The sequence below is a fragment of the Uliginosibacterium sp. sgz301328 genome (genome assembly GCF_041807905.1).
Lineage (GTDB): Bacteria > Pseudomonadota > Gammaproteobacteria > Burkholderiales > Rhodocyclaceae > JBGVSA01.
In genome coordinates, this window is sequence record NZ_JBGVSA010000031.1 from 15,219 (window position 1) to 38,723 (window position 23,505).

General features: G+C 64.3%; 20 protein-coding genes and 1 tRNA gene. 8 read left to right on the top strand and 13 right to left on the bottom strand.

All coding sequences use genetic code 11. The features are described 5' to 3' along the window. Positions 1-76: 76 nt before the first annotated feature. Positions 77-664, bottom strand: coding sequence for an imidazoleglycerol-phosphate dehydratase HisB (hisB, locus tag ACDA63_RS17825; protein WP_373664640.1), 588 nt, complete (start codon positions 662-664; stop codon positions 77-79). Positions 665-801: 137 nt separating this feature from the next. Here hisB and hisC point away from each other — a divergent pair, with 137 nt between their 5' ends. After that, positions 802-1,872, top strand: a complete 1,071-nt coding sequence (hisC, locus tag ACDA63_RS17830) for a histidinol-phosphate transaminase (RefSeq protein ID WP_373664641.1) — start codon at positions 802-804, stop codon at positions 1,870-1,872. A 50-nt stretch (positions 1,873-1,922) separates the two neighbouring features. Here hisC and ACDA63_RS17835 read toward each other — a convergent pair whose 3' ends face one another. From ACDA63_RS17835 to ACDA63_RS17845, 3 genes are read right to left on the bottom strand one after another with little or no spacing between them, the layout of a single operon-like run. After that, the gene (locus tag ACDA63_RS17835) at positions 1,923-3,194 is read right to left on the bottom strand and encodes a mechanosensitive ion channel family protein (protein WP_373664642.1); all 1,272 of its coding nucleotides are present in this window, start codon (positions 3,192-3,194) and stop codon (positions 1,923-1,925) included. A 15-nt stretch (positions 3,195-3,209) separates the two neighbouring features. Further along, entirely contained in the window at positions 3,210-4,475 is a 1,266-nt protein-coding gene (locus ACDA63_RS17840) for an RsmB/NOP family class I SAM-dependent RNA methyltransferase (RefSeq protein WP_373664643.1), read from the bottom strand. Positions 4,476-4,519: 44 nt separating this feature from the next. After that, positions 4,520-5,182, bottom strand: coding sequence for a DUF3108 domain-containing protein (locus ACDA63_RS17845; protein WP_373664644.1), 663 nt, complete (start codon positions 5,180-5,182; stop codon positions 4,520-4,522). 7 nt (positions 5,183-5,189) lie between these two features. Between ACDA63_RS17845 and ACDA63_RS17850 the strand changes: the two genes are divergently transcribed. Beyond that, positions 5,190-5,555 (top strand): hypothetical protein, encoded by a 366-nt coding sequence (locus tag ACDA63_RS17850; RefSeq protein WP_373664645.1) that lies wholly within the window; start codon positions 5,190-5,192, stop codon positions 5,553-5,555. Positions 5,556-5,612: 57 nt separating this feature from the next. Here ACDA63_RS17850 and purN read toward each other — a convergent pair whose 3' ends face one another. Next, positions 5,613-6,251 carry a phosphoribosylglycinamide formyltransferase gene (gene purN / locus ACDA63_RS17855; RefSeq protein ID WP_373664646.1) on the bottom strand — a complete coding sequence of 213 codons (639 nt, stop codon included), beginning with the start codon at positions 6,249-6,251 and terminating at the stop codon, positions 5,613-5,615. Positions 6,252-6,302: 51 nt separating this feature from the next. Beyond that, positions 6,303-6,956, bottom strand: a complete 654-nt coding sequence (locus ACDA63_RS17860) for a DedA family protein (RefSeq protein ID WP_373664647.1) — start codon at positions 6,954-6,956, stop codon at positions 6,303-6,305. Between the two features lie 135 nt (positions 6,957-7,091). Here ACDA63_RS17860 and ACDA63_RS17865 point away from each other — a divergent pair, with 135 nt between their 5' ends. After that, a complete protein-coding gene (locus ACDA63_RS17865) occupies positions 7,092-7,478 on the top strand; it encodes a hypothetical protein (RefSeq protein ID WP_373664648.1) in 387 nt (128 codons plus the stop codon). Between the two features lie 26 nt (positions 7,479-7,504). Here ACDA63_RS17865 and ACDA63_RS17870 read toward each other — a convergent pair whose 3' ends face one another. From ACDA63_RS17870 to ACDA63_RS17880, 3 genes are all read right to left on the bottom strand, one after another. Further along, on the bottom strand, positions 7,505-8,023 hold the full coding sequence (locus ACDA63_RS17870; RefSeq protein ID WP_373664649.1) for a low molecular weight protein-tyrosine-phosphatase: 519 nt from the start codon (positions 8,021-8,023) through the stop codon (positions 7,505-7,507). 641 nt (positions 8,024-8,664) lie between these two features. Beyond that, on the bottom strand, positions 8,665-9,975 hold the full coding sequence (locus tag ACDA63_RS17875; RefSeq protein WP_373664650.1) for a hemolysin family protein: 1,311 nt from the start codon (positions 9,973-9,975) through the stop codon (positions 8,665-8,667). 169 nt (positions 9,976-10,144) lie between these two features. Then, positions 10,145-11,410, bottom strand: a complete 1,266-nt coding sequence (locus ACDA63_RS17880) for a methyl-accepting chemotaxis protein (protein WP_373664651.1) — start codon at positions 11,408-11,410, stop codon at positions 10,145-10,147. A gap of 207 nt (positions 11,411-11,617) precedes the next feature. On the opposite strand from ACDA63_RS17880, the gene motD reads away from it, so the two are divergent. Further along, complete coding sequence (gene motD / locus ACDA63_RS17885) at positions 11,618-12,445, top strand: flagellar motor protein MotD (RefSeq protein ID WP_373664652.1); 828 nt, start codon at positions 11,618-11,620, stop codon at positions 12,443-12,445. A gap of 9 nt (positions 12,446-12,454) precedes the next feature. Here the strand turns inward: motD and ACDA63_RS17890 are convergent, their stop codons facing one another. Then, on the bottom strand, positions 12,455-12,652 hold the full coding sequence (locus tag ACDA63_RS17890; RefSeq protein WP_373664653.1) for a heavy-metal-associated domain-containing protein: 198 nt from the start codon (positions 12,650-12,652) through the stop codon (positions 12,455-12,457). 188 nt (positions 12,653-12,840) lie between these two features. On the opposite strand from ACDA63_RS17890, the gene ACDA63_RS17895 reads away from it, so the two are divergent. Then, entirely contained in the window at positions 12,841-13,848 is a 1,008-nt protein-coding gene (locus tag ACDA63_RS17895; RefSeq protein WP_373664654.1) for a sulfate ABC transporter substrate-binding protein, read from the top strand. A 73-nt stretch (positions 13,849-13,921) separates the two neighbouring features. On the opposite strand, the gene mobA is transcribed toward ACDA63_RS17895, so the two are convergent. Continuing rightward, complete coding sequence (mobA, locus tag ACDA63_RS17900; protein WP_373664655.1) at positions 13,922-14,551, bottom strand: molybdenum cofactor guanylyltransferase MobA; 630 nt, start codon at positions 14,549-14,551, stop codon at positions 13,922-13,924. A gap of 4 nt (positions 14,552-14,555) precedes the next feature. Then, positions 14,556-15,653, bottom strand: coding sequence for a GTP 3',8-cyclase MoaA (gene moaA, locus ACDA63_RS17905; RefSeq protein ID WP_373664659.1), 1,098 nt, complete (start codon positions 15,651-15,653; stop codon positions 14,556-14,558). A 243-nt stretch (positions 15,654-15,896) separates the two neighbouring features. Between moaA and ACDA63_RS17910 the strand changes: the two genes are divergently transcribed. Next, a complete protein-coding gene (locus ACDA63_RS17910) occupies positions 15,897-17,999 on the top strand; it encodes a DEAD/DEAH box helicase (protein WP_373664656.1) in 2,103 nt (700 codons plus the stop codon). A gap of 70 nt (positions 18,000-18,069) precedes the next feature. On the opposite strand, the gene ACDA63_RS17915 is transcribed toward ACDA63_RS17910, so the two are convergent. Beyond that, entirely contained in the window at positions 18,070-19,266 is a 1,197-nt protein-coding gene (locus ACDA63_RS17915) for an AsmA-like C-terminal region-containing protein (protein ID WP_373664657.1), read from the bottom strand. 119 nt (positions 19,267-19,385) lie between these two features. Here ACDA63_RS17915 and ACDA63_RS17920 point away from each other — a divergent pair. After that, positions 19,386-19,461: transfer RNA gene (locus ACDA63_RS17920), tRNA-Asn, on the top strand. Positions 19,462-19,832: 371 nt separating this feature from the next. Beyond that, positions 19,833-23,505: ESPR-type extended signal peptide-containing protein (locus ACDA63_RS17925; protein ID WP_373664658.1), on the top strand; the 3,673-nt coding region annotated here is incomplete at its 3' end.

Genomic DNA, 23,505 nt, shown 5'->3' on the forward strand with positions numbered 1-23,505 from the left:
AGCGGCGGCTGCTCGGGGCACGTTCGCGTGCCGGTGTTCAGTCAAGCAAGCAATACGCCAGGGAGATTCGAGCCGGTCAGAGCACGCCCTTGGTGGACGGCATGGCGCCGGCAGCACGCTCATCGCGCTCGACCGCAGCGCGCAGCGCACGGCCGAATGCCTTGAAAACGGTCTCGCACTGGTGGTGCGCGTTCACGCCCCGCAAGTTGTCGATATGCAGCGTCACGAGGGCATGATTGACAAAGCCCTGGAAGAATTCGCGCACCAGATCGACATCGAAATCACCAATGCGGGCACGCGTGAATTCCACGTCGAACACCAATCCGGGGCGGCCGGAGAGGTCGACCACCACGCGCGAGAGCGCTTCGTCCAGCGGCACGTAGGCGTGGCCGTAGCGGCGCAGGCCCTTTTTGTCGCCGACGGCCTTGGCAAAGGCCTGCCCCAGCGAGATGCCGATATCTTCGACGGTGTGGTGGGCATCGATATGCAGATCGCCACGCGCGGTCACGTCCAGGTCGATCAGGCCATGGCGGACGATCTGGTCCAGCATGTGATCGAGGAACGGCACGCCGCTGTCCAGTTTGCCGACGCCGCTGCCATCGAGGTCGATGCGCACGGAGATTTGCGTTTCCAGCGTGTTGCGGGTGATGTCGGCTTGCCGCATGGCGAATGTCGATGGTTCGAGTGTCAAAAATGAGTTTCGGCGAGGTCCGCACCGCGCCGCCCGGTATAATACCATCCCGACGCCCTTCCCGCGCCGCATGCGGCATGGCGCCCCTCACCCACACTAGACCGACCCAAATGAGCATCTACTGGAGCGATATCGTTCATCGCCTCACCCCCTACGTGCCGGGCGAGCAACCGAAGATCACCGGGCTCATCAAGCTCAACACCAACGAAAACCCCTACGGCCCGTCGCCTCGCGCGCTGGCCGCCATGAGCGCCGAGATTGCCGACACGCTGCGGCTGTATCCGGACCCGTCGGCCGACCGGCTCAAGCAGGCCGTGGCCGGGCATTTCGACGTGGGTACGGACCACGTATTCGTCGGCAACGGCTCCGACGAAGTGCTGGCGCACGTCTTCATGGCACTGCTCAAGCACGACCGGCCGCTGCTCTTCCCGGACATCTCGTACAGCTTCTATCCGGTGTATTGCGGGCTGTACGGAATCGAGTACGAACAGGTACCGCTCACGAATGACTTCGCCATCAACGTCGATGACTACATCGCGCTTGACGCCGGCGCGGTGATTTTCCCGAACCCGAACGCGCCGACGGGGCGACTGTTGCCGCTGGCTGACATCGAACGACTGCTGGATGCCAAGCCCGACGCTGTCGTGGTGGTGGATGAAGCTTACGTCGACTTCGGTGGCGAGAGCGCGGTCGGGCTGGTGGCGCGCCACCCCAACCTGCTGGTGACGCAGACGCTCTCCAAGAGCCGTTCGCTGGCCGGCCTGCGCGTGGGCTATGCCATCGGGCAGCCGCACCTCATCGAAGCGCTCGAACGGGTCAAGGACAGCTTCAACTCCTATCCGCTGGATCGCGTTGCCATCGTCGGCGCCTCGGTGGCGATGGAAGATCGCGATCACTTTGAAAAGACCCGCCATGCTGTGATGACCAGCCGCGAACGTCTGACGTCCGAACTGCAACACCTGGGATTCGAAGTGTTGCCTTCGGCCGCCAATTTCATCTTCGCGCGCCATCCGCAGCACGATGCAGCGGCCGTCGCGGCGGCACTGCGCGAGCGGCGCATCATCGTGCGTCACTTCCGTCAGCGTCGAATCGAACAGTATCTGCGCATCACGGTTGGCACCGAAGCGCAATGCAAGGCGCTGGTCGAAGCGCTCAAGGGCATCGTCGCCGTCACGGCCTGACGCCCCCGCACGAGCGGCCACCGTCCGGGCACGGCGGTGGCCGTTTTTTTTTATGCGGCGCTTCCCGATGCCGCCTCGCCCTGCCCGATGATGCGCACTTCGCGCTGCGGGAACGGAATCTCGATCGACTCCGTGCGGAAGCGGCGCAACAGTTCGCGGCCGATATCCGAGCGAATGCCGCCCGTCCCTTTGAGTGGATCGGACACCCAGAATCCCAATTCGAGCGTAATGCCACTGTCATCGAACGAAATGAGCGAGGCGGACGGAGCCGGATCTGCGATGACGCGCGGCTGGGCACGCGCGAGCTCTTCCATGATCGCAATGGCGCGATCAACGTCGGCGTTGTAGCCCACCTGCACCCGCAGCGAGCCGCGTGTGCGAGTGTCGATGTAGGTCTCGTTCTGCACCACCGAACTGACCAGCGCCTCGTTCGGCACAATGTAATGAATACCGTTGAGCGCACGAACCACCGTGTAGCGCGTGGTGATCTGCTTGACCTCGCCACGCTGCTCGGAGCCCACCTGGATGATGTCGCCGATACGGATCGAGCGATCGAGCAGAATGATGAAGCCCGCCACGTAGTTGCTGGCAATGCGCTGCATGCCCAGACCGAGGCCCACGCCCAGGGCGCCGGAGAACACCGACAACGTGGTCAGATCCAGTCCGGCAAGCGAGGCGCCGACCAGCACGGCGACGAACACCAGCAGCGCCTTGACCGCACGCGACAGCACCACCTGCACACTGCGATCAATCGACGCAGCCATCAGGCGCGCTTCGAGCAGGCCGCCAATCCATAGCGCCAGGATCAACGCCGCCATCACCGTGACCGCGCCATGCATCACGCTCCACAGCGTGAGCCGGCTCTTGCCGATCATCAGCGAATAACCGTCCAGCCACTGGATGAGATCCGGCAGCAGGCCGAGGGCATCGAGTGCAACCACCAGCCAGATCATCGCCGCGATGCTGCGCTCGAAGTTGGCCAGCCAACCCGACGGCGCGAACGCGCGCCGCAAGGCATATACGACGATGCGCACCAGCGCCAGCGCAATGAGCAGGCGCGTGGCCACGCCCACCAGATGCAGCGACCAGCCCGAATGGTCCGCGGCAAAGCGCGCCACGCCCAGCAGCAATACACCAATGAGCGGGAAGGCCAGCCGTCGCAGCCCGGCGTATTGCAGGTCTCCCTGCATGCCACGCACATGGCGCCCGACGCGGCGCGCCAGCGCGAACGCCACGCCCACGAGAATGGCGATCAGCAGCAACTCGTACCGCGCCGACGTATTGGCGAACAGGCTTTGCAGATCGATCAGGAAGTCACGCATGGTGGCGATCGGCTGTCACGCGCGACGGGTCAGCACAGCGGCGAAGAAACCATCCGTACCATGGCTGACCGGGTCCAGGCGCAGGCGGGCGCCCGTATCGAGCGTAATGCGCTGTGAAGCCAGCACTTCCGTCGCGGACTCCTCCACGAACTCGGGATGCGCCGCGAGGAACGCATCGACCACCTGATCGTTCTCTTCTGCCAGCAGCGAACACGTCGCGTACACCAAACGCCCGCCCGACTTCACCAGGCGAGCGGCGGCGGTGAGGATGTCCAGTTGCTTGGCATGAAGACGATCAACGGCTTCTTCGTCCTGCCGCCACTTCAGATCGGGGTTGCGGCGCAGCGTGCCGAAACCGCTGCACGGCGCGTCGACCAGCACGCGATCCATCTTGCCGGCCAGGCGTTTGATACGAACGTCATTCTCGTGCGCGATGGCCGAAGGATGCACGTTCGACAGACCCGAGCGCGCCAGGCGCGGCTTGAAACGCGCGAGCCGCTTTTCCGACACATCGAAGGCATACAGGCGCCCCGTCGAGCGCATCAACGCGCCGAGCAGCAGCGTCTTGCCGCCCGCGCCAGCGCAGAAATCGGCCACCATTTCGCCGCGACGCGGCGCGACGAGGAATCCCAGCAACTGACTGCCCTCGTCCTGCACTTCGATGGAACCATCCAGGAACAGCGGGTGCTTTTGCAGCGCGACCTTGCGGTCGAGCCGGATCGACAGCGGTGAGTATTCGCCGGGGCGCCCTTCGATGCCATCGGCCTTGAGGCGAGCCAACGCCGCGTCACGATCGATGCGCGCAGGGTTCACGCGGATGTCCAGCGACGCCGGCTGCGACAGCGCATCGGCCAACGCGATGGTGGCGGCGTCACCGCGCTGTGCCGACAGGCGCGCGGCGAGCCAGTCCGGCATGTCGCAGCGTTCGGCCAGCGTGGGCTCGGGCGGCGTCGCCGCCTTCTGATCGGCCAGCCATTGACGCTCGCCACCGGAGAGCAGCGGGTCAAGCTGGCGCAGCGAGTAGCCTTCGAAACGCACGAGCCACGCCAGGATCAGCTTGCGTGCGCCGACCGCGTCGCCCGCCGCGACACGCACGCGGCGCAGGTGGCGCAGCACACCGTAGACGGTCTCGGCAATGACGGCGCGATCGCGCTGGCCGAGCTTGCGTTCGCTGCGGAAATAGGCGCTCAGCACGCCATCGGCAGGAGACTGGAAACGCAACACTTCGGCCAGCGCGTCAGCGGCGGCTTCGAGTTGCGGGGCTGTGATCTGGATGGTCATGGATAACTCTTGTGGATGTTCAATCTTGTTCTTGCGGGCGCGACTCAATCCGAGTCGTCGGCCGGGTTCCTGGGTGGCGGCGGCGGTGCCCGCATGATCTGTTTGCCGTCGAGCGTAACGTCGGTCGCTAGAAAATCGAAAATGTCGCCCTTGTTGACGATGCGGAAACGCACTGGCGCATTGCGCAACTCGCGCGATATCCACACATCGATACGCAGCTCGCCGCCACGCGCCTCGGCGCGATAGCGCCGCGCCATGACCGTGCCGCCCGGCAACTTCACCTCGCCCGGCTCTTGCTGCACGACGGTCACACGGCTCACCATGCCGCGCGAGGCTACAACGAATACGTCGAACGCCTCGCGGTCATCCGGCTGCAGTGACAGAAACTGCATCAGCGCCAGCATGTCGAGCGCCACGCCGCCCGTGGGCACTTCGCGCGGATCGCCATTGCGATTCTGGCGGACGGCGCTGGCATTCGGATCGAACAGCGTCTGATAGCTACGCTTGTCGACGGTCTCGTCGAATTGTTCCGAGATCGGCAACCCGCCGGCCACGCGGCCCGACGAGCGCTGCTCGAGCAACAGTTCGCGCCACGCCACCGCGGCACGCCCCTTGAGGCTCGCGGAATAGCTCGAATCATCGTGTTGCCAGCATTGCTCTGCGTGGCCGAGGTCACCGCTGAGAATGCCGTACGTTACGTTGAGCACGTAGCCGATGCAGCCCTTGCGCGGCCAGTCCGTCTGGATGGCCAGCGCCGGTTCGGACGACGCCGATGCCGAAGACGACGACGCGCTCTGCCCTTCGGCCAGCGGACTGGATTCTGCCGCAGGCGCGCTCGATGCGGAACTCGTCGATGACGATTCCGACGATGATTCGGCGCCTTGCGCCACGCTGCTCGCGCTCTGCCTGTCGGCGGCGGTCACCCGCGGCGTGGGCCCGGGCGCCGGCTGCGCGGTCGGTTTCGGTGTGTGTCTGACGGCGGGCGGAGCGGGCATTTGCAGTAGCTTGGCATCGATCCGCAGCGGCGGCTCGGGTGTCTCGGGCAAGCGCCAGCCCGGGGCGATCAAGGCGACCACATGAACGGTGATGGAGGCTGCGAATGCCCAGCCCAGTAGCCGATGCGACTGCACGAGACCTCTATGCCAGCGGCGGCGAAATCCAGCCGTCGGGCGCCAGCGGCGCGTCATGTAGCGTCACTCGCTGCCCGTCGATGCTCAATCGCCCGTCGACGAACCATTGCACGGCTGCCGGGTAGATACGATGTTCAAACGCCAGCACGCGAGCACTCAGTGCGGCGACGTCGTCATCAGGCAGGACCGGCACGGCAGCCTGAACGACGATCGGACCGCAATCAAGCTCCGAGGTCACGAAATGCACCGTCGCACCATGCAGTTTGGCGCCCGATTCAATGGCGCGCTGATGCGTGTGCAGACCGGGGAAAGCCGGCAGCAGCGACGGGTGGATGTTAAACAGCCGCCCCGCGTAGTGATCGACGAACGCAGGCGTGAGCACGCGCATGAAACCCGCCAGCACGACGAGATCCGGCGCGTGCGCATCGATGGTTTCGGCCAGCGCGGCGTCAAAGGTGTCTCGGCCCGCAAACGCCTTGTGATCGACGACTTGCGTCTGGATGCCGTGCGAGGAGGCAAAGGCCAGCCCTGCGGCATCGGGCCTGTTGCTGATCACCGCGGCGATGCGCGCGCCCTTGATGCCGGCACGCACGATGGCCTCCATGTTGCTGCCACGGCCAGAGATCAGGATGACTACATTCTTCATTGCGAAATACCGGGGAACCGGCCGGTCCGAGCCGGGCCGGCCTATTTATTATCAGGCCGACTTGGGCTGCAGCCGGCTCTTGAGCCAGGCGATGGCCAGCGGCATCAGCGACACGGCGATGATGCCCACGATCAACAGGCTGAGGTTGTGCTTGATGAACGGGATGTTGCCGAAAAAGTAACCGGCAAAACACAGCGAGAAGATCCACAGTGCGCCACCCAGGATGTCCAGCGGCAGGAAGCGGCGGTAATCCATGGCCGCCACGCCCGCCACGAAGGGCGAGAACGTGCGCGCCAGCGGCATGAAGCGGGCAATGATGATCGTCTTGCCGCCATGCCGCTCAAAGTAGGCGTGCGCCTTGTCGAACGCCGCGCGGTTGAAGAACTTCGACTGGTTCCACGAGAACACGCGTCGGCCGACGCGCCGGCCGATCCAGTAATTGACGTTGTCGCCCAGCACAGCCGCGACGAACAGACTGATCGACAGCACCCAGATGTCGATACCGCCGCCAGTGGTGGCCGCCAGCGCACCTGCCACGAACAACAGGGAGTCGCCAGGCAGGAAGGGTGTGACCACCAGCCCCGTCTCGCAGAAGATGATCAGAAACAGGATCGCGTAGATCCACGGGCCGTACTGCGCCACGAGAATGGCGAGGTACTTGTCCAGATGCAGGACGATGTCGATGAAATGGCTGATGAGTTCCATGGGCATCGGGCCGTTGGCCCGCTCTCTGCTCGGGTAATCCGCAATGATACCGGAGGCCGCGCACCGCCGGCCGGCTGTCTTGCCTCCCCGATCGGGCGCTGCCATGCTGAGGACTCGCCAACAAAGGAGCCACCGATGCGCCCAACGCTGATTGCCTTAGCCGCAATGTTCGTGCTGGCGGCCTGCCAGAAGACGCAGGAAGCCGCCAGCGACGCCAAACCCGACCTCAAGCAAGCCATCGAGTCCACGCAATCGGCCGCTGCGGCGCTCGGGGCCGGCATCAAGCAGGACGCCCAATCGATGGCCAGCGCGGCCGGCGAAGCCGCCGACAAGGCAGCCGACAAGACGGGCGAGATGGCCGGCGAAGCCAAATCCGCCGCCGCGTCGCTGGCGGATTCGACCAAGGAGGCCGCACACAGTCTGGCGTCCGATGCCAAGGACGCAGCTCACCGCGCCGCCGACGCCACGCGAAGCGCAGCCAGCAGCGTCAAGGACGCGGCGCACGACGCGGCATCGAAGTAAGCGCCCGGCGGCAGCGCCCGATCGCGTCAGCGCAGCTTGTCGAGCAGCCCGTGCACGGCGTCCTCGCACATGTCGAGGACCTCTTCGAACCCTTTGTCGCCGCCGTAGTACGGATCGGGCACGTCGCCGGGCGCAAACCGTTCGGCATGGCTGAGAAACAGCGTCACCTTGTCGCGGAACTCGGGCGGACACATGCGCTGCAATTGGCGCAGATGCCCTTCGTCCATCGCAAGCACATAGTCGAAATCCGCGAAATCCTTGCGCGTCACCTGGCGCGCGCGCAGCGGGGCCAGATCGTAGCCGCGCGCCGCAGCGGCGCGTTGCGCGCGCAGGTCCGGCGCCTCGCCGACGTGGTAGCCGTGCGTGCCGGCCGAGTCGAATTCAACGAGGCCGTCCAGCCCCATCTTGCGAGCCCAGAAACGGGCGATGCCTTCGGCCGTCGGCGAGCGGCAGATATTGCCGGTACACACGAACAACACGCGCTTCTTGTTGCCTGCTGCAGACACTGCGGGCTCCAGATGACTCTTGAGGGGGACAGCGAACATAGCGCAATTCCGCTTCTTCGTCTGTGCGGAATGCCTTGTCGCTCGTACTGCAGACGGGGCTATCCACACAAACTGTGCACAAGCATGTTGATAGCCGCTGACTCGCGGCGGCAAGTGCTTGAGCCACAAGGACCTGTGAGCAGTGCACCAATTTTTGGCACTACACCCCTATTGCAATGCCATTGTCATTGACAGACCCGCGTACTCATCCACACGATTTGTGCACAACGCTGTTGATAGACGGCGGATCTGCGGTGTAACTCATTGAGCCGAAAGGCAGGCCACGCGATGCGTAAACTTTGTGCAACGCGGCGAAAAACGCCGAGCAGCAACAACTTATGACAAAAGCATCGCCATTCTCCACAGCAATTGTGCACAAGCATGTTGATAGCGCCGGGAGATCAGCGGCAAGTCATTGACCCGCAAGGGATGACGGCAACTGCCGCATTTTTGGGCAATTGCCGATCATGCGTCTTCATCCGGCTTTTGTGGCCGAAAATGCCATTGCCATACATCCGGAACGGCGTTCATCCACACCAGATGTGAACAACCATGTTGAAAGACACTGGGGAACAGGCGGAAGTCCTTGATGCGAAAGGACTCGACCGTGTCGCCCATTTTTTGGGCGACACGGCGTCACATCACTCGTCGGCGCTGGGGCGCTTGGGATGCACCTTGAGCAGTTGGATGCGCGGCCCACGCATGCGCTTGATGACGACGGAGAACAGCGGAAACTCAACGCGCTCGCCTTCGTGCGGCACGCGGTCAAGCTGGTTCATGACGAGACCGCCGATGGTGTCGGCGTCTGCTTCTTCAAGCTCGATGTCGAGCGCGCGCTCCAGGGTATAGAGCGGCAGGCCGCCCTTGCCGCTTAGCGTGCCGTCGTCATTGACGACCCACTCGCTGTGGCTGCGGCGATATTCGTCCTGGATGCTGCCGATCATGGCTGACAGCAGATTGTCCAGCGTCAGAAAGCCCGCCACACCAAAGCGCCCGTTGCCGTCCACTACCGCGATGTGCGGTGCGCCCTGCCGGAAGCGGCGCAACAGCACCAGCGCCGACAGATCGTCGCGCACGTGTTCGATCGGGCGGGCAAACTCCGCGAGGTCTTCGACCTCGTCCCCGGCCTGCAATGCGAGCAATAGATCCTTGGTGTGGACCACGCCGATCACCGCCTGCTCGGCCTCATCCACCAACGGATAACGACTGTAGCGATTGCGCCGGATGATCTGGAGGTTCTCCTCCATCGGGCGGTGTGCATACAGCACCACCATCTCGCCCTGCGGGCGCATCAGCATGCCGACGGACAGGTCGCCGAAGTCCAGTGCATTGGCCAGATTTCGCCATTCATCCTGCGAAAAGCCAGGAGGCGGCTCCGACGAGCGCAGGATGAGTTTGATTTCCTCCGCCGAATAGGCGCTCTCGTGCACGTGTTCGGCATCGAGCCCGACGCGCGACAGCACCCAGTTGGAACTGTGGTTGAGCACCCAGATGAACGGGTACATCAACCAGTAGAAAGCGAAGAGCGGCGCGGCCGTCCACAGCGACACCATCTCGGCGCGACGCAGGGCCATCGACTTGGGCGCGAGCTCGCCCACGACGATATGCAAATACGATATCAACGAGAACGCCGCGGCGAACGACACTGCGTGCTGCAGCGCGGGCGCAACTTCAAAGTACACAAACACCGGTTCGAGCAGGCGCGCGAATGCGGGCTCGCCCAACCAGCCGAGGCCCAGGGAGGCGAGCGTGATGCCGAGCTGGCAGGCCGACAGGTAGGCATCGAGATGCGAATGCACGCGCGCCAGCATGCGTCCGCGCAGCCCGAAGCGGCGCGCCATGCTCTTGATGCGGGTGGGTCTGACCTTGACGATTGCGAATTCCGCTGCAACGAAGAAGCCGTTGAGCAGGACGAGGAAGAGTGCTGCGAGGATGTATAAGAGATCTATCATGCGATCGAGCCCCGCATGCGCCATGCCAGCAGCACAACGGGACTCCGGACGCGCCGGTACGTTGGCGCAACCGCGCAAGGATACAACATGCGCTCACCGGGCCCGGCGACAAGAATCGCTTTGCGACTCGCCGCGGGCCCCGCCCAAGCAGGCCGGATGCCGGACCGGCCTATAGCCGGAACGCCGTCACCACACTATTCATGCGGGTTGCCAGACCATGCAGCAACTCGGCCGACAGGCTCATGCTGGTCACCGCGTTGTTGTTGTTCTCGACCATGCGGGCGATGCGCTCGATGTTGCCCGCGATCTCGCCGCTGGCGCGGTTCTGCTCGCGCACTGCGCTGGTGATCAGGGCCAGTTCGTGCGCCGCGCGCGCCACGGCTTCGTTGGCACCATCCAGCGCGACGACCGTTTCGTCCATGCCTTCGCGGCTGTCGGCGATCTTGGCCAGGCCATTGCGCACCGACGCTTCGAGATCCATGGCCTGCGAGCCCAGCGTCGAGGTGATCGCATCGATCTCGGCTGCCGACTGGCCGGACTTTTCCGCCAGCTTGCGCACTTCGTCGGCCACCACGGCAAAGCCACGCCCCGCCTCGCCAGCGCGCGCCGCCTCGATGGCGGCATTCAGCGCCAGCAGATTGGTCTGATCGGCGATCTCGCGAACCTGCCGGGTCATCGAGCTGATGCTCTGCATGCTCGTCACCGACTCTTGCGATGCGGTCGCCACGCGCTGGATCACGTCGGCCGTCTCTTCGATGGCCCGGCGAACCTCGGCCAGCTTGCCCTGCACGCCACGGGTCTGCGCCAGGCTGTTGTTGGAAAGGCGGCTCGCGCTGTCGGCGTTTTCAGTGATGGTCTGCATGGATTGCGAGAGCTCCTCCATCGAAGCTGCCGTCGAACTGGCAGCCTCCGACTGCTCGCAGGACGAGTCGGATACGTTTCCGGTTTCAGTCGCCATGGTGTCGACGCTCTGCTTGAGGGTGATGGCGCTCTCGCGGATCTGGCCGATCAATTGGCCCAGGTCGCGGCGGATCGTCTCGGCGCTCGACGCCACGCGCAGAAATTCCTGGCTGTGGTTCAGATCGATGGGGCGGCTGAAATCGCCCGTCGCCAGCCGGCTCAAGTCATCGGCAAGGCGTGAAGTACCCCGCGTGAGGTGCTTGTGCACGACCCATAGAAAGGCCGCCAGCGCCGCCACACACAACACCACCATAAGTACAAGCGATGTATACAGCGCCGACTCCGCGCTGGCCAGCGTGCCCGCCAGTGCGCTGGCGCCCTGCGGGCTGACGCGCGCGACTTCCTCGCCCATTTTGCGTACGGCGGCGTGCTGATTGAGCAGGCCAGAGGCGGCGGCGACGACGACGCACAAGGAACCGAACCCGCTCACGATGAGGAGCTGGTTGCGCATGGAAGTGAAAATCTGGCGAAACATGGGCTGCGGCTTTCCTGTGGAGTGAAGACGTGACGTCGCCTCGCACGGCCCGGGGGCAGAGATGGCCGGCGGTCGATCTATATTCGTTTGAACTCTATTTACGGCAGGAGCCCATCTTGTCTTGAGGGAGACTGGGGTAAGCCCTCAAGGCGCCGCGGCGGTTGCCGATAAGACAGGCACACGCCCACTTTGAACCGACGATCGACCATGGCGCGCCGCCGTCACGAAGAAGAACACGAGAATCACGAACGCTGGCTGGTGTCCTACGCGGACTTCATCACGCTGCTGTTCGCCTTTTTCGTCGTGATGTACGCCATCAGTTCGGTCAACGAGGGCAAGTACCGCGTGCTGTCGGACTCGATCATGCAAGCCTTCCGCAGCGCGACGAACGTCCACGGAGCGACCATCGTGTCGCCGCCGATCGACACGGGCTCGGTCGTACCGGCCATTGTCGCCAAGCTGCCGCCGCCCGACCCCGAGGCCGAACGCCGCCGCGCCGCCCACGCCCAGCGCATGCGCGACATGGCCGAACAGATCCGTCGCGTGCTGGCGCCACTGGTCAAGGGCGGACAGGTGCGCGTGACTGAAGGCGCACGAGGGATTTCGGTCGAGATCAACGCCAGCGTGCTGTTCGCGCCAGCCGACGCGTCGCTCGGCCCGGAGGCCGTGCGTGCATTGCGCGCAGTGGGCGAGACGATCGCGACGGGAGACTTCCCGATCGTCGTCGAAGGCCACACCGACGTCACGCCGATCAGCAATCCGTTCTTTGCCTCGAACTGGGAGCTGTCCGCCGTGCGCGCCTCGTCGGTGGTGCGCCTGTTCATCAGTTCGGGGGTCGCGCCGGTCCGGCTGACGGCAGCCGGCTATGGCGAACAGCGCCCGGTGGCCGACAACGCGACGGCCGAAGGTCGCGCGCGCAACCGGCGCGTGACCATTCTCATCGAATCGTCGATCCCGGGCGAAGATGCTCCGGGCGGCGCAGCCACCCCGGCCAGCCTCGACGGCGCGCTCGGCGTACCCGCCGGCCAGTCCTGACCGCGAGGTTTACTCCAACGCAGGCGGGTAACCTGCTTCGGCAAGCGCAGCGACGATCTTGTGCTGCGGTTGCTCGCTGCCGATGCGGACGCGCTTGTCGCTCAACGACACCTCGACATGTGCCGACGGGTCCAGCGCGGCAATCGCCTGGCGGACACGGCTTTCGCAGTGGCCGCAGGTCATGGCGGGAATGGTCAGGTTCATCATGGTCGTCACTCCGGTGGGTTCGTTGGAGCCACCACGATGAGCCTTGCCATCGTGGCAAGGTCAACCGATCTGTTTGGCCCCGCGCTTATGACCGAATCTGCAAAAGCAATTCAGTTTTTATTCGTTCCTTTCATAAGGGCTCATCCTTAAAGTCTTCCTCACTCACACAACAACATCGAGGAAAGATCATGCAATTCAGCGCCCTTCGCCGTACCCTGCTTGCCGCATCGCTGGCCCTTGGCCTGGTTGGTGTGGCTTCGGCAGCCACCTCCATCGTCAACGTGTCGTACGACCCGACGCGCGAGCTTTATCAGGATTACAACGCGGCCTTCTCGAAGTACTGGAAGGCCAAGACCGGTGAAGACGTCAGCGTGAAGACGTCCAATGGCGGCTCCGGCGCCCAGGCACGTGCCGTGATCGACGGGCTGGAGGCCGACGTCGTGACGCTGGCGCTGGCTTATGACATCGACGCTATCGCGGAAAAAGCCAAGTCGCTGCCGCCCGATTGGCAAAAGCGCCTGAAGCACAATTCCTCGCCCTACACCTCGACCATCGTGTTCCTGGTCCGCAAGGGCAACCCCAAGCACATCAAAGACTGGGCCGACCTGGTCCGCTCCGGCGTCGAAATCGTCACGCCCAACCCCAAGACCTCGGGCGGCGCCCGCTGGAACTATCTTGCAGCCTGGGCCTATGCGCTCAAGCAGCCGGGCGGCAATGACCAGACCGCGCGCGATTTCGTGAAGCATCTGTATGGCAACGTGAAGGTGCTCGACACCGGTGCGCGCGGTGCGACGACGTCCTTCACCGAACGCGGCATTGGCGACGTGCTGATCGCCTGGGAGAACGAGGCCTATCTGGCCAAGAAGGAACTGGGCGACAAGGTCGAGATCGTGACGCCGTCGCTGTCGATCCTGACCGAACCGCCGGTCGCGGTGGTCGACAAGGTGGTCGACAAGCGCGGCACCCGCAAGCAGGCCGAGGCTTACCTCGACTACCTGTATTCGGCGGAAGGCCAGGACATCATCGGTCGCAACTACTATCGCCCGATCGACCCGAAGGCCGCTGCCAAGTACGCCAAGCAGTTCGCGCCGGTGAAGCTCTTCACCATCGACGACGTGTTCGGCGGCTGGCAGAAGGCGCAGAAGACCCACTTCGCCGATGGCGGTGTGTTCGACCAGCTCTACCAGCCGAAGTAATCGCGGCGCGCTCCAACGAAAAAGGCCTCCATCGGGAGTTCTCGATGGAGGCCTTTTTGTGTGTGTCACGCCGTCATGTATCCGGCATCAGATCGCGTTCGCCCTCGTCGCGAGCGCTCCCCGCAGGTTGCAGGCTCTTGTCGAGCGCGGCGAGATCTTCATGCGTGTCGGCATCGGCAAAGCTCGCGTGCGCGCCGTCGAAGTCGACCTTCTCGGCATCCAGCGACTGCACCCACAGGCCCATGCGGCGACCGCCGGAAGTGAGAAAGGCTCGCAAGCCAGCGAGCGCACTGCGCGGCAATAGCGCGTACACCGGCTGTATATGTCCACCGACGTATGCCACGGCTGCACGCCCGCGCGCTGCGTCGAGCATGCGTTCGGCGTAATCCGTGGGCAACAGCGGCGCATCCACCGGACACGTCAGAATCCAGCCGTTGCGGGCGGCGGACAAGGCGGTTTCGATGCCTGCGAGCGGGCCAAGGAATCCGCTGCGCAGATCCGCCATCACCGGATAGCCCAGCGCACGGTATTCATCGAGATTGCGGTTCGCCACGATAATGAGTTCGGAAACCTGCGGTGCGAAACGTTCGCATACCCATCGCGCCATGGTCTTGCCGCGCAAGGATACGAGTCCCTTGTCGACGCCACCGAGCCTGCTGCCCTGGCCGCCGGCGAGGATCACTCCGGTCAATGCGCGCGTCATGGGCTCAGCCGCCGATGTATGACATTTCGATTTTGTCTTGCGGCGCGGTGTTCTGACCTCGCAGCTCCGAATAGCGATCCTGCCGCGCGGACCAGACGCTCGCCATCCAGGCGGAAATCGCGTCGTCGTCCGCGCCGCTACGCAGGCGCGTACGCAGATCGTGGCCACTGCCCGCGAACAGGCAGGTGAACAATTTGCCTTCGGGCGACAGGCGCAGGCGCGTGCAGTCCTGGCAGAAAGCCTGCGTCACCGCCGCGATCACGCCGATCTCGCCTGCGCCGTCCACGTACTGCCAGCGTTCGGCGACCTCGCCGCGATAGTGTGCCTGCACCGGAACAAGGGGGAACTCCGCATGGATGCGACGGATGACCTCGTCCGCAGGCACGACTTGATCGAGCCGCCAGTCGTTGGTGAGACCGACGTCCATGAATTCGATGAAACGCAGCACGTGGCCGCTGCCGCGGAAATACCGAGCCATGTCGACAATGCCGCCATCATTGACGCCGCGGCGCACCACCATGTTGATCTTGGTGTCGGTGAAGCCGGCGTCGGCCGCGGCATCGATGCCGCGCAGCACATCGGCGACGGGAAAGTCGACGTCATTCATGCGGCGGAAAGTCGCGTCGTCGAGCGCGTCGAGGCTCACCGTCACGCGATCGAGGCCGGCCTGGCGCAACGCCGATGCATGGCGGGAGAGCAAGGCGCCGTTGGTGGTCAGCGCGAGTTCGATGCCGGGAATCGCGCGCAGCATTTCAACAAGCCGATGCAGCTCGCGCCGCAACAGGGGTTCGCCACCCGTGAGCCGGACCTTGCGCACGCCCAGCCCCACCGCCACGCGTGCCACCCGGACGATCTCTTCGAACGACAGCAGATCGTCGCGCGACAGGAAGGCATGATCCCGCCCGAACTTGTCGCGCGGCATGCAGTAGGTGCAGCGGAAATTGCAGCGATCGGTGACCGAAATGCGCAGATCGTGAATGACGCGCCCCAGGCGATCGCGCACGAAGCCGTCGTCGCGCCGGGGGCGAACGGGGGTCAGAGCGCTGACAGGGATGCGGGTCTCGATGGGCACGGCGATCGTCGGGGATGTGTTCCAGTGCATTATGGGCTGCACGGCTGGCGCTTCTCAAGCCGGGCGCCTCGCCGAGGCCCCCGATACCGGCGGCAAACCCTGTCTGGGCTGGCACCAGGCTTGCGCCAAAGCGTATGCGCTATATCAATTATTGCCTACGCTGATACCGTCGTCTGAGGCGCAAGTTGCAGTTTTTACCTTTACATAGGCCGCCCTCTGCGATACTTGCGTGTTCTGCGTCGCTTTTGGGCGACGCACCCCACCTATCCAGGTATGTCCATGTCCCAGACCTCCCCCCAGACCTTTGCCGAACTGGAACTCTCCGCGCCCCTGCTGACGGCGCTGGATGATGTCGGCTACGAGACGCCCTCGCCGATCCAGGCCGCGTGCATCCCACACTTGCTGGCTGGCCGCGACCTCCTCGGCGAAGCGCAGACCGGCACCGGCAAGACTGCCGCCTTCGCCCTGCCTTTGCTGCAACGGCTCGACCCGGCACAGAAGACGCCGCAGATCCTGGTGCTGACGCCCACGCGCGAACTGGCCATCCAGGTGGCCGAAGCCTTCCAGCGCTATGCCAAGTATCTGCGCGACTTCCACGTGCTGCCCCTGTACGGCGGCCAGAGCATGGTCGTGCAACTGCGCCAGCTCTCGCGCGGCGCGCAGGTCATCGTCGGGACGCCGGGTCGCGTCATGGACCACATCGAGCGCAAGAGCCTGACGCTCGACGGCCTGCGCGCGCTGGTGCTGGACGAAGCGGACGAAATGCTTCGAATGGGCTTCATCGACGATGTCGAGTGGATTCTCGACCACACGCCCGAAGGCCGTCAGACCGCGCTGTTCTCGGCCACCATGCCGGCACCGATCCGCCGCGTGGCCCACAAGCACCTGCGCGACCCGCAGGAGGTCAAGATCGCGGCGGCCACCACGACCGTGTCCACCATCCGCCAGAGCTACTGGCCGGTGCGCGGCGTGCACAAGCTCGATGCGCTGACCCGCATCCTGGAAGTGGAGGACGACTTTGACGCGGCCATCATCTTCGTGCGCACCAAGACTGGCACGGTGGAACTCGCCGACAAGCTCGAAGCGCGCGGCTACGCGGTCGCCGCGCTGAATGGCGACATGACGCAGGCGCTGCGCGAGCGCGTGATCGAACAGCTCAAGGGCGGCTCGCTCGACATCGTGGTGGCCACTGACGTTGCCGCACGCGGCATCGACGTGCCGCGCATCACGCACGTCATCAACTACGACATCCCGTACGACACCGAAGCCTACGTGCATCGTATCGGGCGCACCGGCCGGGCTGGCCGCCAGGGAAGCGCGATCCTGTTCGTCGCCCCGCGCGAGACCGGCATGCTGCGCGCCATCGAACGCGCCACGCGCCAACCGATCCAGCAGATTGCCCTGCCTACGCGCGAAGCGGTCGCCGACCGCCGCGTGGCGCAGTTCAAGCAGCAAGTCGTGGAGGTGCTCGAGGAACAGGATCTGGATTTCCTCGAAGACGTGGTCAACGAACTCTGTGCCGAACAGGAGCACGACACCGCGCGCATTGCTGCCGCGCTGGCCTGGCTTGTGCAGCGGGAACGTCCCCTGCAACTGCCGGACACCGGCCCCGAACCGCGCCCCATGCCGGTCGAGGATCGCGCGGAAAGACCTCGCCGTGAGAACCGTGACGAAATCCTCTCGCGTCGCCGCGAGTTTGCTTCGGGCGGCCAGCAACGCTATCGCATCGACGTGGGCCGCAACCAGGGCGTGATGCCGAAGGAAATCGTCGGCGCCATCGCCAACGAAGGCGGCATCGAAGGGCGCCAGATCGGGCAGATCAATCTGTTCGACGACTACAGCACGGTCGAGCTTCCGACGCTGCCCGAGGACGTCCTCTCGATCCTGCGCCGCACGCGCGTGCGCCAGGTGCCGCTGAACATCCGCCTTGCCGCACCGGGCGAAGGCGATGCACCACGTAGCTTCAAAGGGCCGCGTCGCGATGACGGCGAGCGCCGTCCGCAGCGACGTCAGGAATGGCGTGACGATGCACCGCCGAAGCGCGAATGGAAGGAAAGCGGCGAACGCCGCGCCTGGCGCGATGATGCGCCTCGACGCGACGAAGCCCCGCGCCGTGGCGAATGGAACGCCGATCGCGCAGCGCGCAAGGATTGGGGCGGCGAAGCACCGCGACGCAACTTCAACGAGCGCGGCAACTTCAGCGACCGCAACAAGGACGAACGCCCGAGCTTCCGCGACAAGGGGTTCGGTGATCGCGAACGCGCGCCGTTCCGCGACAAGGGATTTGGCGATCGCGAGCGCCCCGCTTTTTCCAAGGAACGGGGCAACAAGCCATCTTGGGCGGACAAGAAGCCGGGCGGGCCGCGCAAAAAATAAGAAGCCCCTCTTCGGGCGTCAACCAGAAAGGCGGGCCACATGTCCGCCTTTTTTGCGCGCCGAGTCCGCCTCAGCGGACCTCGAGCGTTGGCGAATCCACCTTGCCCGTCAGACTGAAACCGCGCGTCGACACCTCGCCCCCCGGCAAACGCAGGGTGCCCGACATGTTGCCGCGTACCTGACCATCATCGGTCAGCACGAAGGCGCCGGAACTGTGCATGGCGCCCGCATCCATGCGACGGATACTCACCGATACGGGCTTGCCCGCCGGCGCACTGAAGCCGCCTTCAAGCGTCTCGAAGCGCGTCAGACCACCGCCAGCCGGTCCGGCCGAAGCCTTGCGCATGCCTTCGAGCAGACCAAGACGATCAATGGCGCCCGCCTTGATGACGAACGTTCCGCTACTCGTCAGGCTCGCGCCCAGTTCTTCGAAAGTCGTCCCCGCACCGGCGAACTTCACCAAAGCATTGAGATCGCCCTGCACCGTGGTGCGCGGATACGTGCGCGACAGGAAATCGCGCGCCCGCAACGAAGCGAGTTTCAGCTCGCCGTCCATCACGTACCTGTCGGTCAGCGTCAGACGCAAGCGTCCGCTCACCGCACCGCCGTCGCCATTGGCACCGATGCGATCGAGCACCAGTTGCTGGTCGTCCAGCACGCCTTGTGCGGCCACGCTATCGAACAGGAAAACCGGCAGACCCGCCCATTTGAGCTGTCCGGCCTGCACCAGCACATTGAGCTTGTCACCCGCGGGCGCCGCCTCGAACGTCAATTTGTCGCCCATCCTGATACGCACATGCGCCAACGTGCCGTCCGGAGCAAAGTCCATTTCCCCCGCCGGCAGATCGAGCGTGCCGTCGCCAAGACGCAGTTTCAGCCTGTCGAATGCCAACGTACTGACCTTGTAGCTGGACTTGCCGTCGATCGTTCCGAGGCGCGCCAATGCGGCCGGCGTAGCCGTCACCTCGTCGGTGCGAACCTTGATACGGTTGGTGCGCAGCGACGTCAGCCATTCGGCCCAGTCAGGCGTCACCCAGGCGCGGCCGATATTGATCTCCTGCGCAGTGCGGATCGTCACTTTGCGAAGCTCGATGGCGGGCCAGGGCGTGAAAGCGTAGCCGCGATCGGCATACGTCACCTGCAAACCGAGCCACGATTCTGCGGCGGCGGCTGCCAGCGCCAACGGAGCCGCCAACGCGCCGGCCAGCATTACCGCGCCAACGGCCCTGCGGCCGGAAGAGGCAAGTCGGGTCGAGAAGAGGGGCATGGCGTTCTTTCCGTGTTCTGTCGATATGGCGAAAGTGGACGATCAACGATTCCGAAGAATCTTCAAAATGCTTCTTGACAGGCGGCGTTCGGGCATCTAACATTCGCGTCCTCAATTGATCCCCGATAGCTCAGTCGGTAGAGCGCCGGACTGTTAATCCGTAGGTCCCTGGTTCGAGCCCAGGTCGGGGAGCCAAATTCGAAAGCCAGCACTTCGGTGCTGGCTTTTTTCGTTTACCGCGTCTGTCTTGCGGGATTATTCCCCACCCCGCCCATCCAGGCGCGTCCGCCTGACCCAAGCCTTGTCGCGTCTGTCGTGCAAGCGCCATGACGCCCGCCGCAACGCTGCTCGAATCGGCCGGCACGACTGCTGTCGCTCGGCCGCTGCGTTGGACTTGGGACACATGCCGGACAGGGAATTTCACAGATTCCGCCCGGATATGCCTGTTGCAACACTATTTTTGCTGAACTCTGAATTCCCTCATCAATTTCCAGAGTTAGGGCAATCGCTTGAGATGAAGCCGGACGCGAGACTTCAGACGTGCAATACGTCTAGGAGTACGCGTCATGAATCGACATTTTCGCAGCCTGTGGAATGCAAGCCGGCATTGCTGGGTGGCAGTGAGCGAAGTGACCAGGTCACGTGGCAAGCCAGTTCAGTCAGATGCCAACTCAAACGAGGCGGCGCGCCCGAGCGCCGCCGCGTCGGCTATTCGCAAAGGCCTGACGGTCTTGATCGGCAGCGGGGTTGCATTTGCCTCGCAGGCGGCCAACACCATTACGCTCATGGACGAGGACAGCGTCACGATCCTGGGCGGCTACAAGGATCAGGCCAAGGCGGGTGGCGCGGACCCCGATGCAAAGCAGGTCCCCGATAACTATGTCTTCAACGGTGGCACACTGAATCTGACGGGGGGCTACTACCGGTCCACCGGGCGCATTACGGTCGGCGAAGGCCAGACCGGCAAGATCACAGGCGGCAGCAGCGCGAATCTGCCGGTCTGGATCAGCGCCGGTTCCATCTTCAATACGGCGCCGAACAAATCCGGCGCCATGTTCCTGCTCTACGCACCGCGCATGGCTGGCAGCCAGGTCGTGCTGGCCAAGGACGCCACGCTCGAAATCGCCTTCAACTATGAAGGCCGCAACTACGTCGCCGTGACCAACAACGGCAACTATGACCTGCCATATACCCCCGTCGTCTTTGGCGAGAACGCCCACATCAAACTCACCCGCGGTACCTTCCGTTTCGACCCATACCGTCATGATCGCGACGTCAAGCTGTCCAACTTCATCTTCAACGGTGGTTGGCTGTCCACGCGTGGCGGCGATGACGTGATCACTGCGGACCAAGATAACCAGGCGATCGGCAAGATCGAAATGGGCATGGGCTCCGACACCTTCGTGCTGCCGGAAGGCATCAGCGTCACGGCGCTGTACGTGAATGGCGTGCCGGCCAGCGAAGTGCGCATGTACGAGTTCGCCACCGCATCCGCGGGCGCCACCGATGCAGGCACAGGCGGGCTGACGGGCACCATGGCCGAAGGCTCCGGGATAAACCCGAGCGACACGGTCGACATCCAGAAAAACGCCTCGTCGACCGATATTACGTACAACTTCGGCTACTACAACGACTTCATGACGGTAGCCGATGGCGCGCAGCTCATCGGTGGCACGGTCGACATGGGCAACGGCCCCGATACCTTTACTGCAACTGCCGCCACGCTCGACGGTGTGACGATCAAACTCGCCGATGGTGCGGATACGCTGAACCTCACGGGCACCACGTTGAAAAACGCGGTGGTGCTCGACCTTGGCAACGGCGACGACGTGGCCAATCTGACCGACCTCACCATCACGCCGCAAACAGCCACGCTGGCCTTGGGGGCGGGCAATGACGTCGCCAACCTGACCAACGTGGTGGTCGATGGCGGTCAGGACAAAGCCGTCATCGGCATGGGCGCGGGCACCGATGCGGTGAATCTCGTGCGCGCCACGATCGGTAGCGCGAAGATCGACATGGGTACGGCCGGCACCAGCACAGTCAATGTCATGGCCGACGCCACGGGTGGCGTCTCTCGCGTCACCGACCAACTGTCGCTCACGCGTAGCGGAAGCACGGCCGCCACGCTTGCCGTTCGCAGCGACGCCACGCTGCTGCTCTCAGGCGCCATCGACGTCGCCGGCAAGATTCAGGTCGACGCCGGCGGCACGCTGGCGGGCACCGGCAATGTTTCTTCGAGCGATGGCGTGAATCTTCAAGGCACTTTGCGAGTCGGCGCGGACGACGCAACCGATGGGCAGATTACGTTGAGGGACAGCACTGGCGTGACCGCCCGGGATGGCGCCGTGATCACTGGCGGCGGCGTGCTCGAATCGAGCGGCATCGCGCTCGATGGCACCGTGAATGCCAACATCGACGAGCACCGCAGCCTGACCTACAACGACCTGCTGTCTGGAACCGGCGCGCTGAAGAAAAATGGCGCCGGCAATCTCTCGCTGGGAGGCGCCAACACCTATGCTGGCGGTACGCAGACCACCGAAGGCACCGTCACCCTCACTCACCAGGATGGCGCCGGCATCGGCAACGTGCAGCTCGACGCAGATGCCACGCTCGCTATGGACTTCTCGGGCGTCGACACCTATGCCGTCTTCGACAACACGTTGAGCGGCACGGGCACGGCCAACGTTAACGGCCGCATGGTCGACATCACGGCGGACAACAGCGCGTTCAGCGGCACGCTCGACGTGTACGGACAGGCGCGCGTCACGGATGAAGTCAATCTGGGTCAGGCCGCGGTCGTCATCGAAAACGATGGCACGCTGGACATCGAGAGCCCTGATGCCTTTGTGTTTGCCAACGCACTGCATGGAGCAGGCCTGCTGCACGCGAACGTCAGTGGTGCGAGCTTCGCGTTCGACGCTGGCGCAGGAACGACTTTTGGCGGCACCTTTGCCATCGAGAACGGTACATTCGCGCTCGAAGGCGACAACACAAGCGCGCTGACCAACGCCACCCTGCGTATGGATGCAGACAGCGTCGTCACCATCGGCCAGGGCGAACAACACATAGACGGGCTGACATTCAATGGCGGCACGGCGGTCTTCGATGCCACGATCCCCGATCACAATCGCGCCGAAGGGCATGTCAGTGTCGCCACGCTGGATGCTGCCGGCACCGGCGCCGTGCAGGTGAGCGTGCCCGATCCTTATGTGCCGAGCGTGCCAGGCACCGTGGATACCTCTACTCTGCTTGAACAGGACGACGGCAACGTCGGTCCGCAGCTTGTCAAAGCGCACACCGTGGTCGGCAGTGGCGGCGCATTGTCGCTGCTCGATCAGAACGGGCAAGCGATCAGCGCGCAACAGGGCGTCGACATCGCGCAAGGTGGGCAGATCGTCGCCCATGGCACCTACGACTTCGGCATGACGACCTCGCCCGGAGATGGTCTGTATGTGAACTACGGACTGCGTGAAGTCGACCTGCAGGATTCGCAGACGTTGTCTCTGACGGCGGCGCCGGGCGCCGCTGGGGCCGCGACGGACCTTGCCGCCAAGGTCACGGGCGACGGCAATCTCGCCATCGCTGCCGGCGCAGGCAATCAGATATCACTGTCGAACGCCAACAGCGACTATCGCGGCGCCACGACGGTCGAGAGCGGCACGCTCGCGATGGCGGCCAACAATGCCCTCGGCCAGACCAGCAGGCTCGACGTACAGGACGGCTCGGCCTTCGACATGGCCGGCTATCGGCAACGCGTCGGCGAACTCCAGACGGCAACCGGTTCGACGGTCGAACTGGCGGGCGGCACGCTTGCCATTGCTGCCGGCGGTAATGCCGACGGCGTGCTGAGTGGCAGTGGTCGACTCGATCTGGAGGACGGCACGCTCAACGTGTCCGGTTCGAATGGCGGACTTAGCGCTGTGGTTGGCATCGCATCTGCGGCGGCCGCGCGTCTGACCCATACGGACGGCCTGGGTACCGGCGCCATTCAAGACGAAGGCATCCTGGCGCTCGATGGCGCCACCGGTCGGCTCGCCAATGACATCAGCGGCAGCGGACAGGTCGAACTGACGCAGGGCGCGGCGGTGACGGCCACCGGCGACAACAGCGCATTCGACGGGCGCTTTACGCTGGACAGCGGCACACAGCTTACCGTCAGCGCTGCACGCAATCTCGGCACGGCTTCGGTGGATAACGATGGCGCGCTGCACATCGCGAGCTACACGGACTGGACGC

What these genes read in the sequence shown, in the direction of transcription:
- ACDA63_RS17875 (WP_373664650.1), bottom strand. Translation starts at nt 9,975, where the DNA reads ATGATAGATCTCTTATACATCCTCGCAGCACTCTTCCTCGTCCTGCTC.
- ACDA63_RS17895 (WP_373664654.1), top strand. Translation starts at nt 12,841, where the DNA reads ATGCAATTCAGCGCCCTTCGCCGTACCCTGCTTGCCGCATCGCTGGCC.
- ACDA63_RS17890 (WP_373664653.1), bottom strand. Translation starts at nt 12,652, where the DNA reads ATGATGAACCTGACCATTCCCGCCATGACCTGCGGCCACTGCGAAAGC.
- mobA (WP_373664655.1), bottom strand. Translation starts at nt 14,551, where the DNA reads ATGACGCGCGCATTGACCGGAGTGATCCTCGCCGGCGGCCAGGGCAGC.
- ACDA63_RS17835 (WP_373664642.1), bottom strand. Translation starts at nt 3,194, where the DNA reads ATGCGTGACTTCCTGATCGATCTGCAAAGCCTGTTCGCCAATACGTCG.
- hisB (WP_373664640.1), bottom strand. Translation starts at nt 664, where the DNA reads ATGCGGCAAGCCGACATCACCCGCAACACGCTGGAAACGCAAATCTCC.
- ACDA63_RS17865 (WP_373664648.1), top strand. Translation starts at nt 7,092, where the DNA reads ATGCGCCCAACGCTGATTGCCTTAGCCGCAATGTTCGTGCTGGCGGCC.
- purN (WP_373664646.1), bottom strand. Translation starts at nt 6,251, where the DNA reads ATGAAGAATGTAGTCATCCTGATCTCTGGCCGTGGCAGCAACATGGAG.
- moaA (WP_373664659.1), bottom strand. Translation starts at nt 15,653, where the DNA reads ATGCACTGGAACACATCCCCGACGATCGCCGTGCCCATCGAGACCCGC.
- motD (WP_373664652.1), top strand. Translation starts at nt 11,618, where the DNA reads ATGGCGCGCCGCCGTCACGAAGAAGAACACGAGAATCACGAACGCTGG.
- ACDA63_RS17860 (WP_373664647.1), bottom strand. Translation starts at nt 6,956, where the DNA reads ATGGAACTCATCAGCCATTTCATCGACATCGTCCTGCATCTGGACAAG.
- ACDA63_RS17850 (WP_373664645.1), top strand. Translation starts at nt 5,190, where the DNA reads ATGCAGCCCTTGCGCGGCCAGTCCGTCTGGATGGCCAGCGCCGGTTCG.
- hisC (WP_373664641.1), top strand. Translation starts at nt 802, where the DNA reads ATGAGCATCTACTGGAGCGATATCGTTCATCGCCTCACCCCCTACGTG.
- ACDA63_RS17870 (WP_373664649.1), bottom strand. Translation starts at nt 8,023, where the DNA reads ATGTTCGCTGTCCCCCTCAAGAGTCATCTGGAGCCCGCAGTGTCTGCA.
- ACDA63_RS17910 (WP_373664656.1), top strand. Translation starts at nt 15,897, where the DNA reads ATGTCCATGTCCCAGACCTCCCCCCAGACCTTTGCCGAACTGGAACTC.
- ACDA63_RS17840 (WP_373664643.1), bottom strand. Translation starts at nt 4,475, where the DNA reads ATGACCATCCAGATCACAGCCCCGCAACTCGAAGCCGCCGCTGACGCG.
- ACDA63_RS17915 (WP_373664657.1), bottom strand. Translation starts at nt 19,266, where the DNA reads ATGCCCCTCTTCTCGACCCGACTTGCCTCTTCCGGCCGCAGGGCCGTT.
- ACDA63_RS17880 (WP_373664651.1), bottom strand. Translation starts at nt 11,410, where the DNA reads ATGTTTCGCCAGATTTTCACTTCCATGCGCAACCAGCTCCTCATCGTG.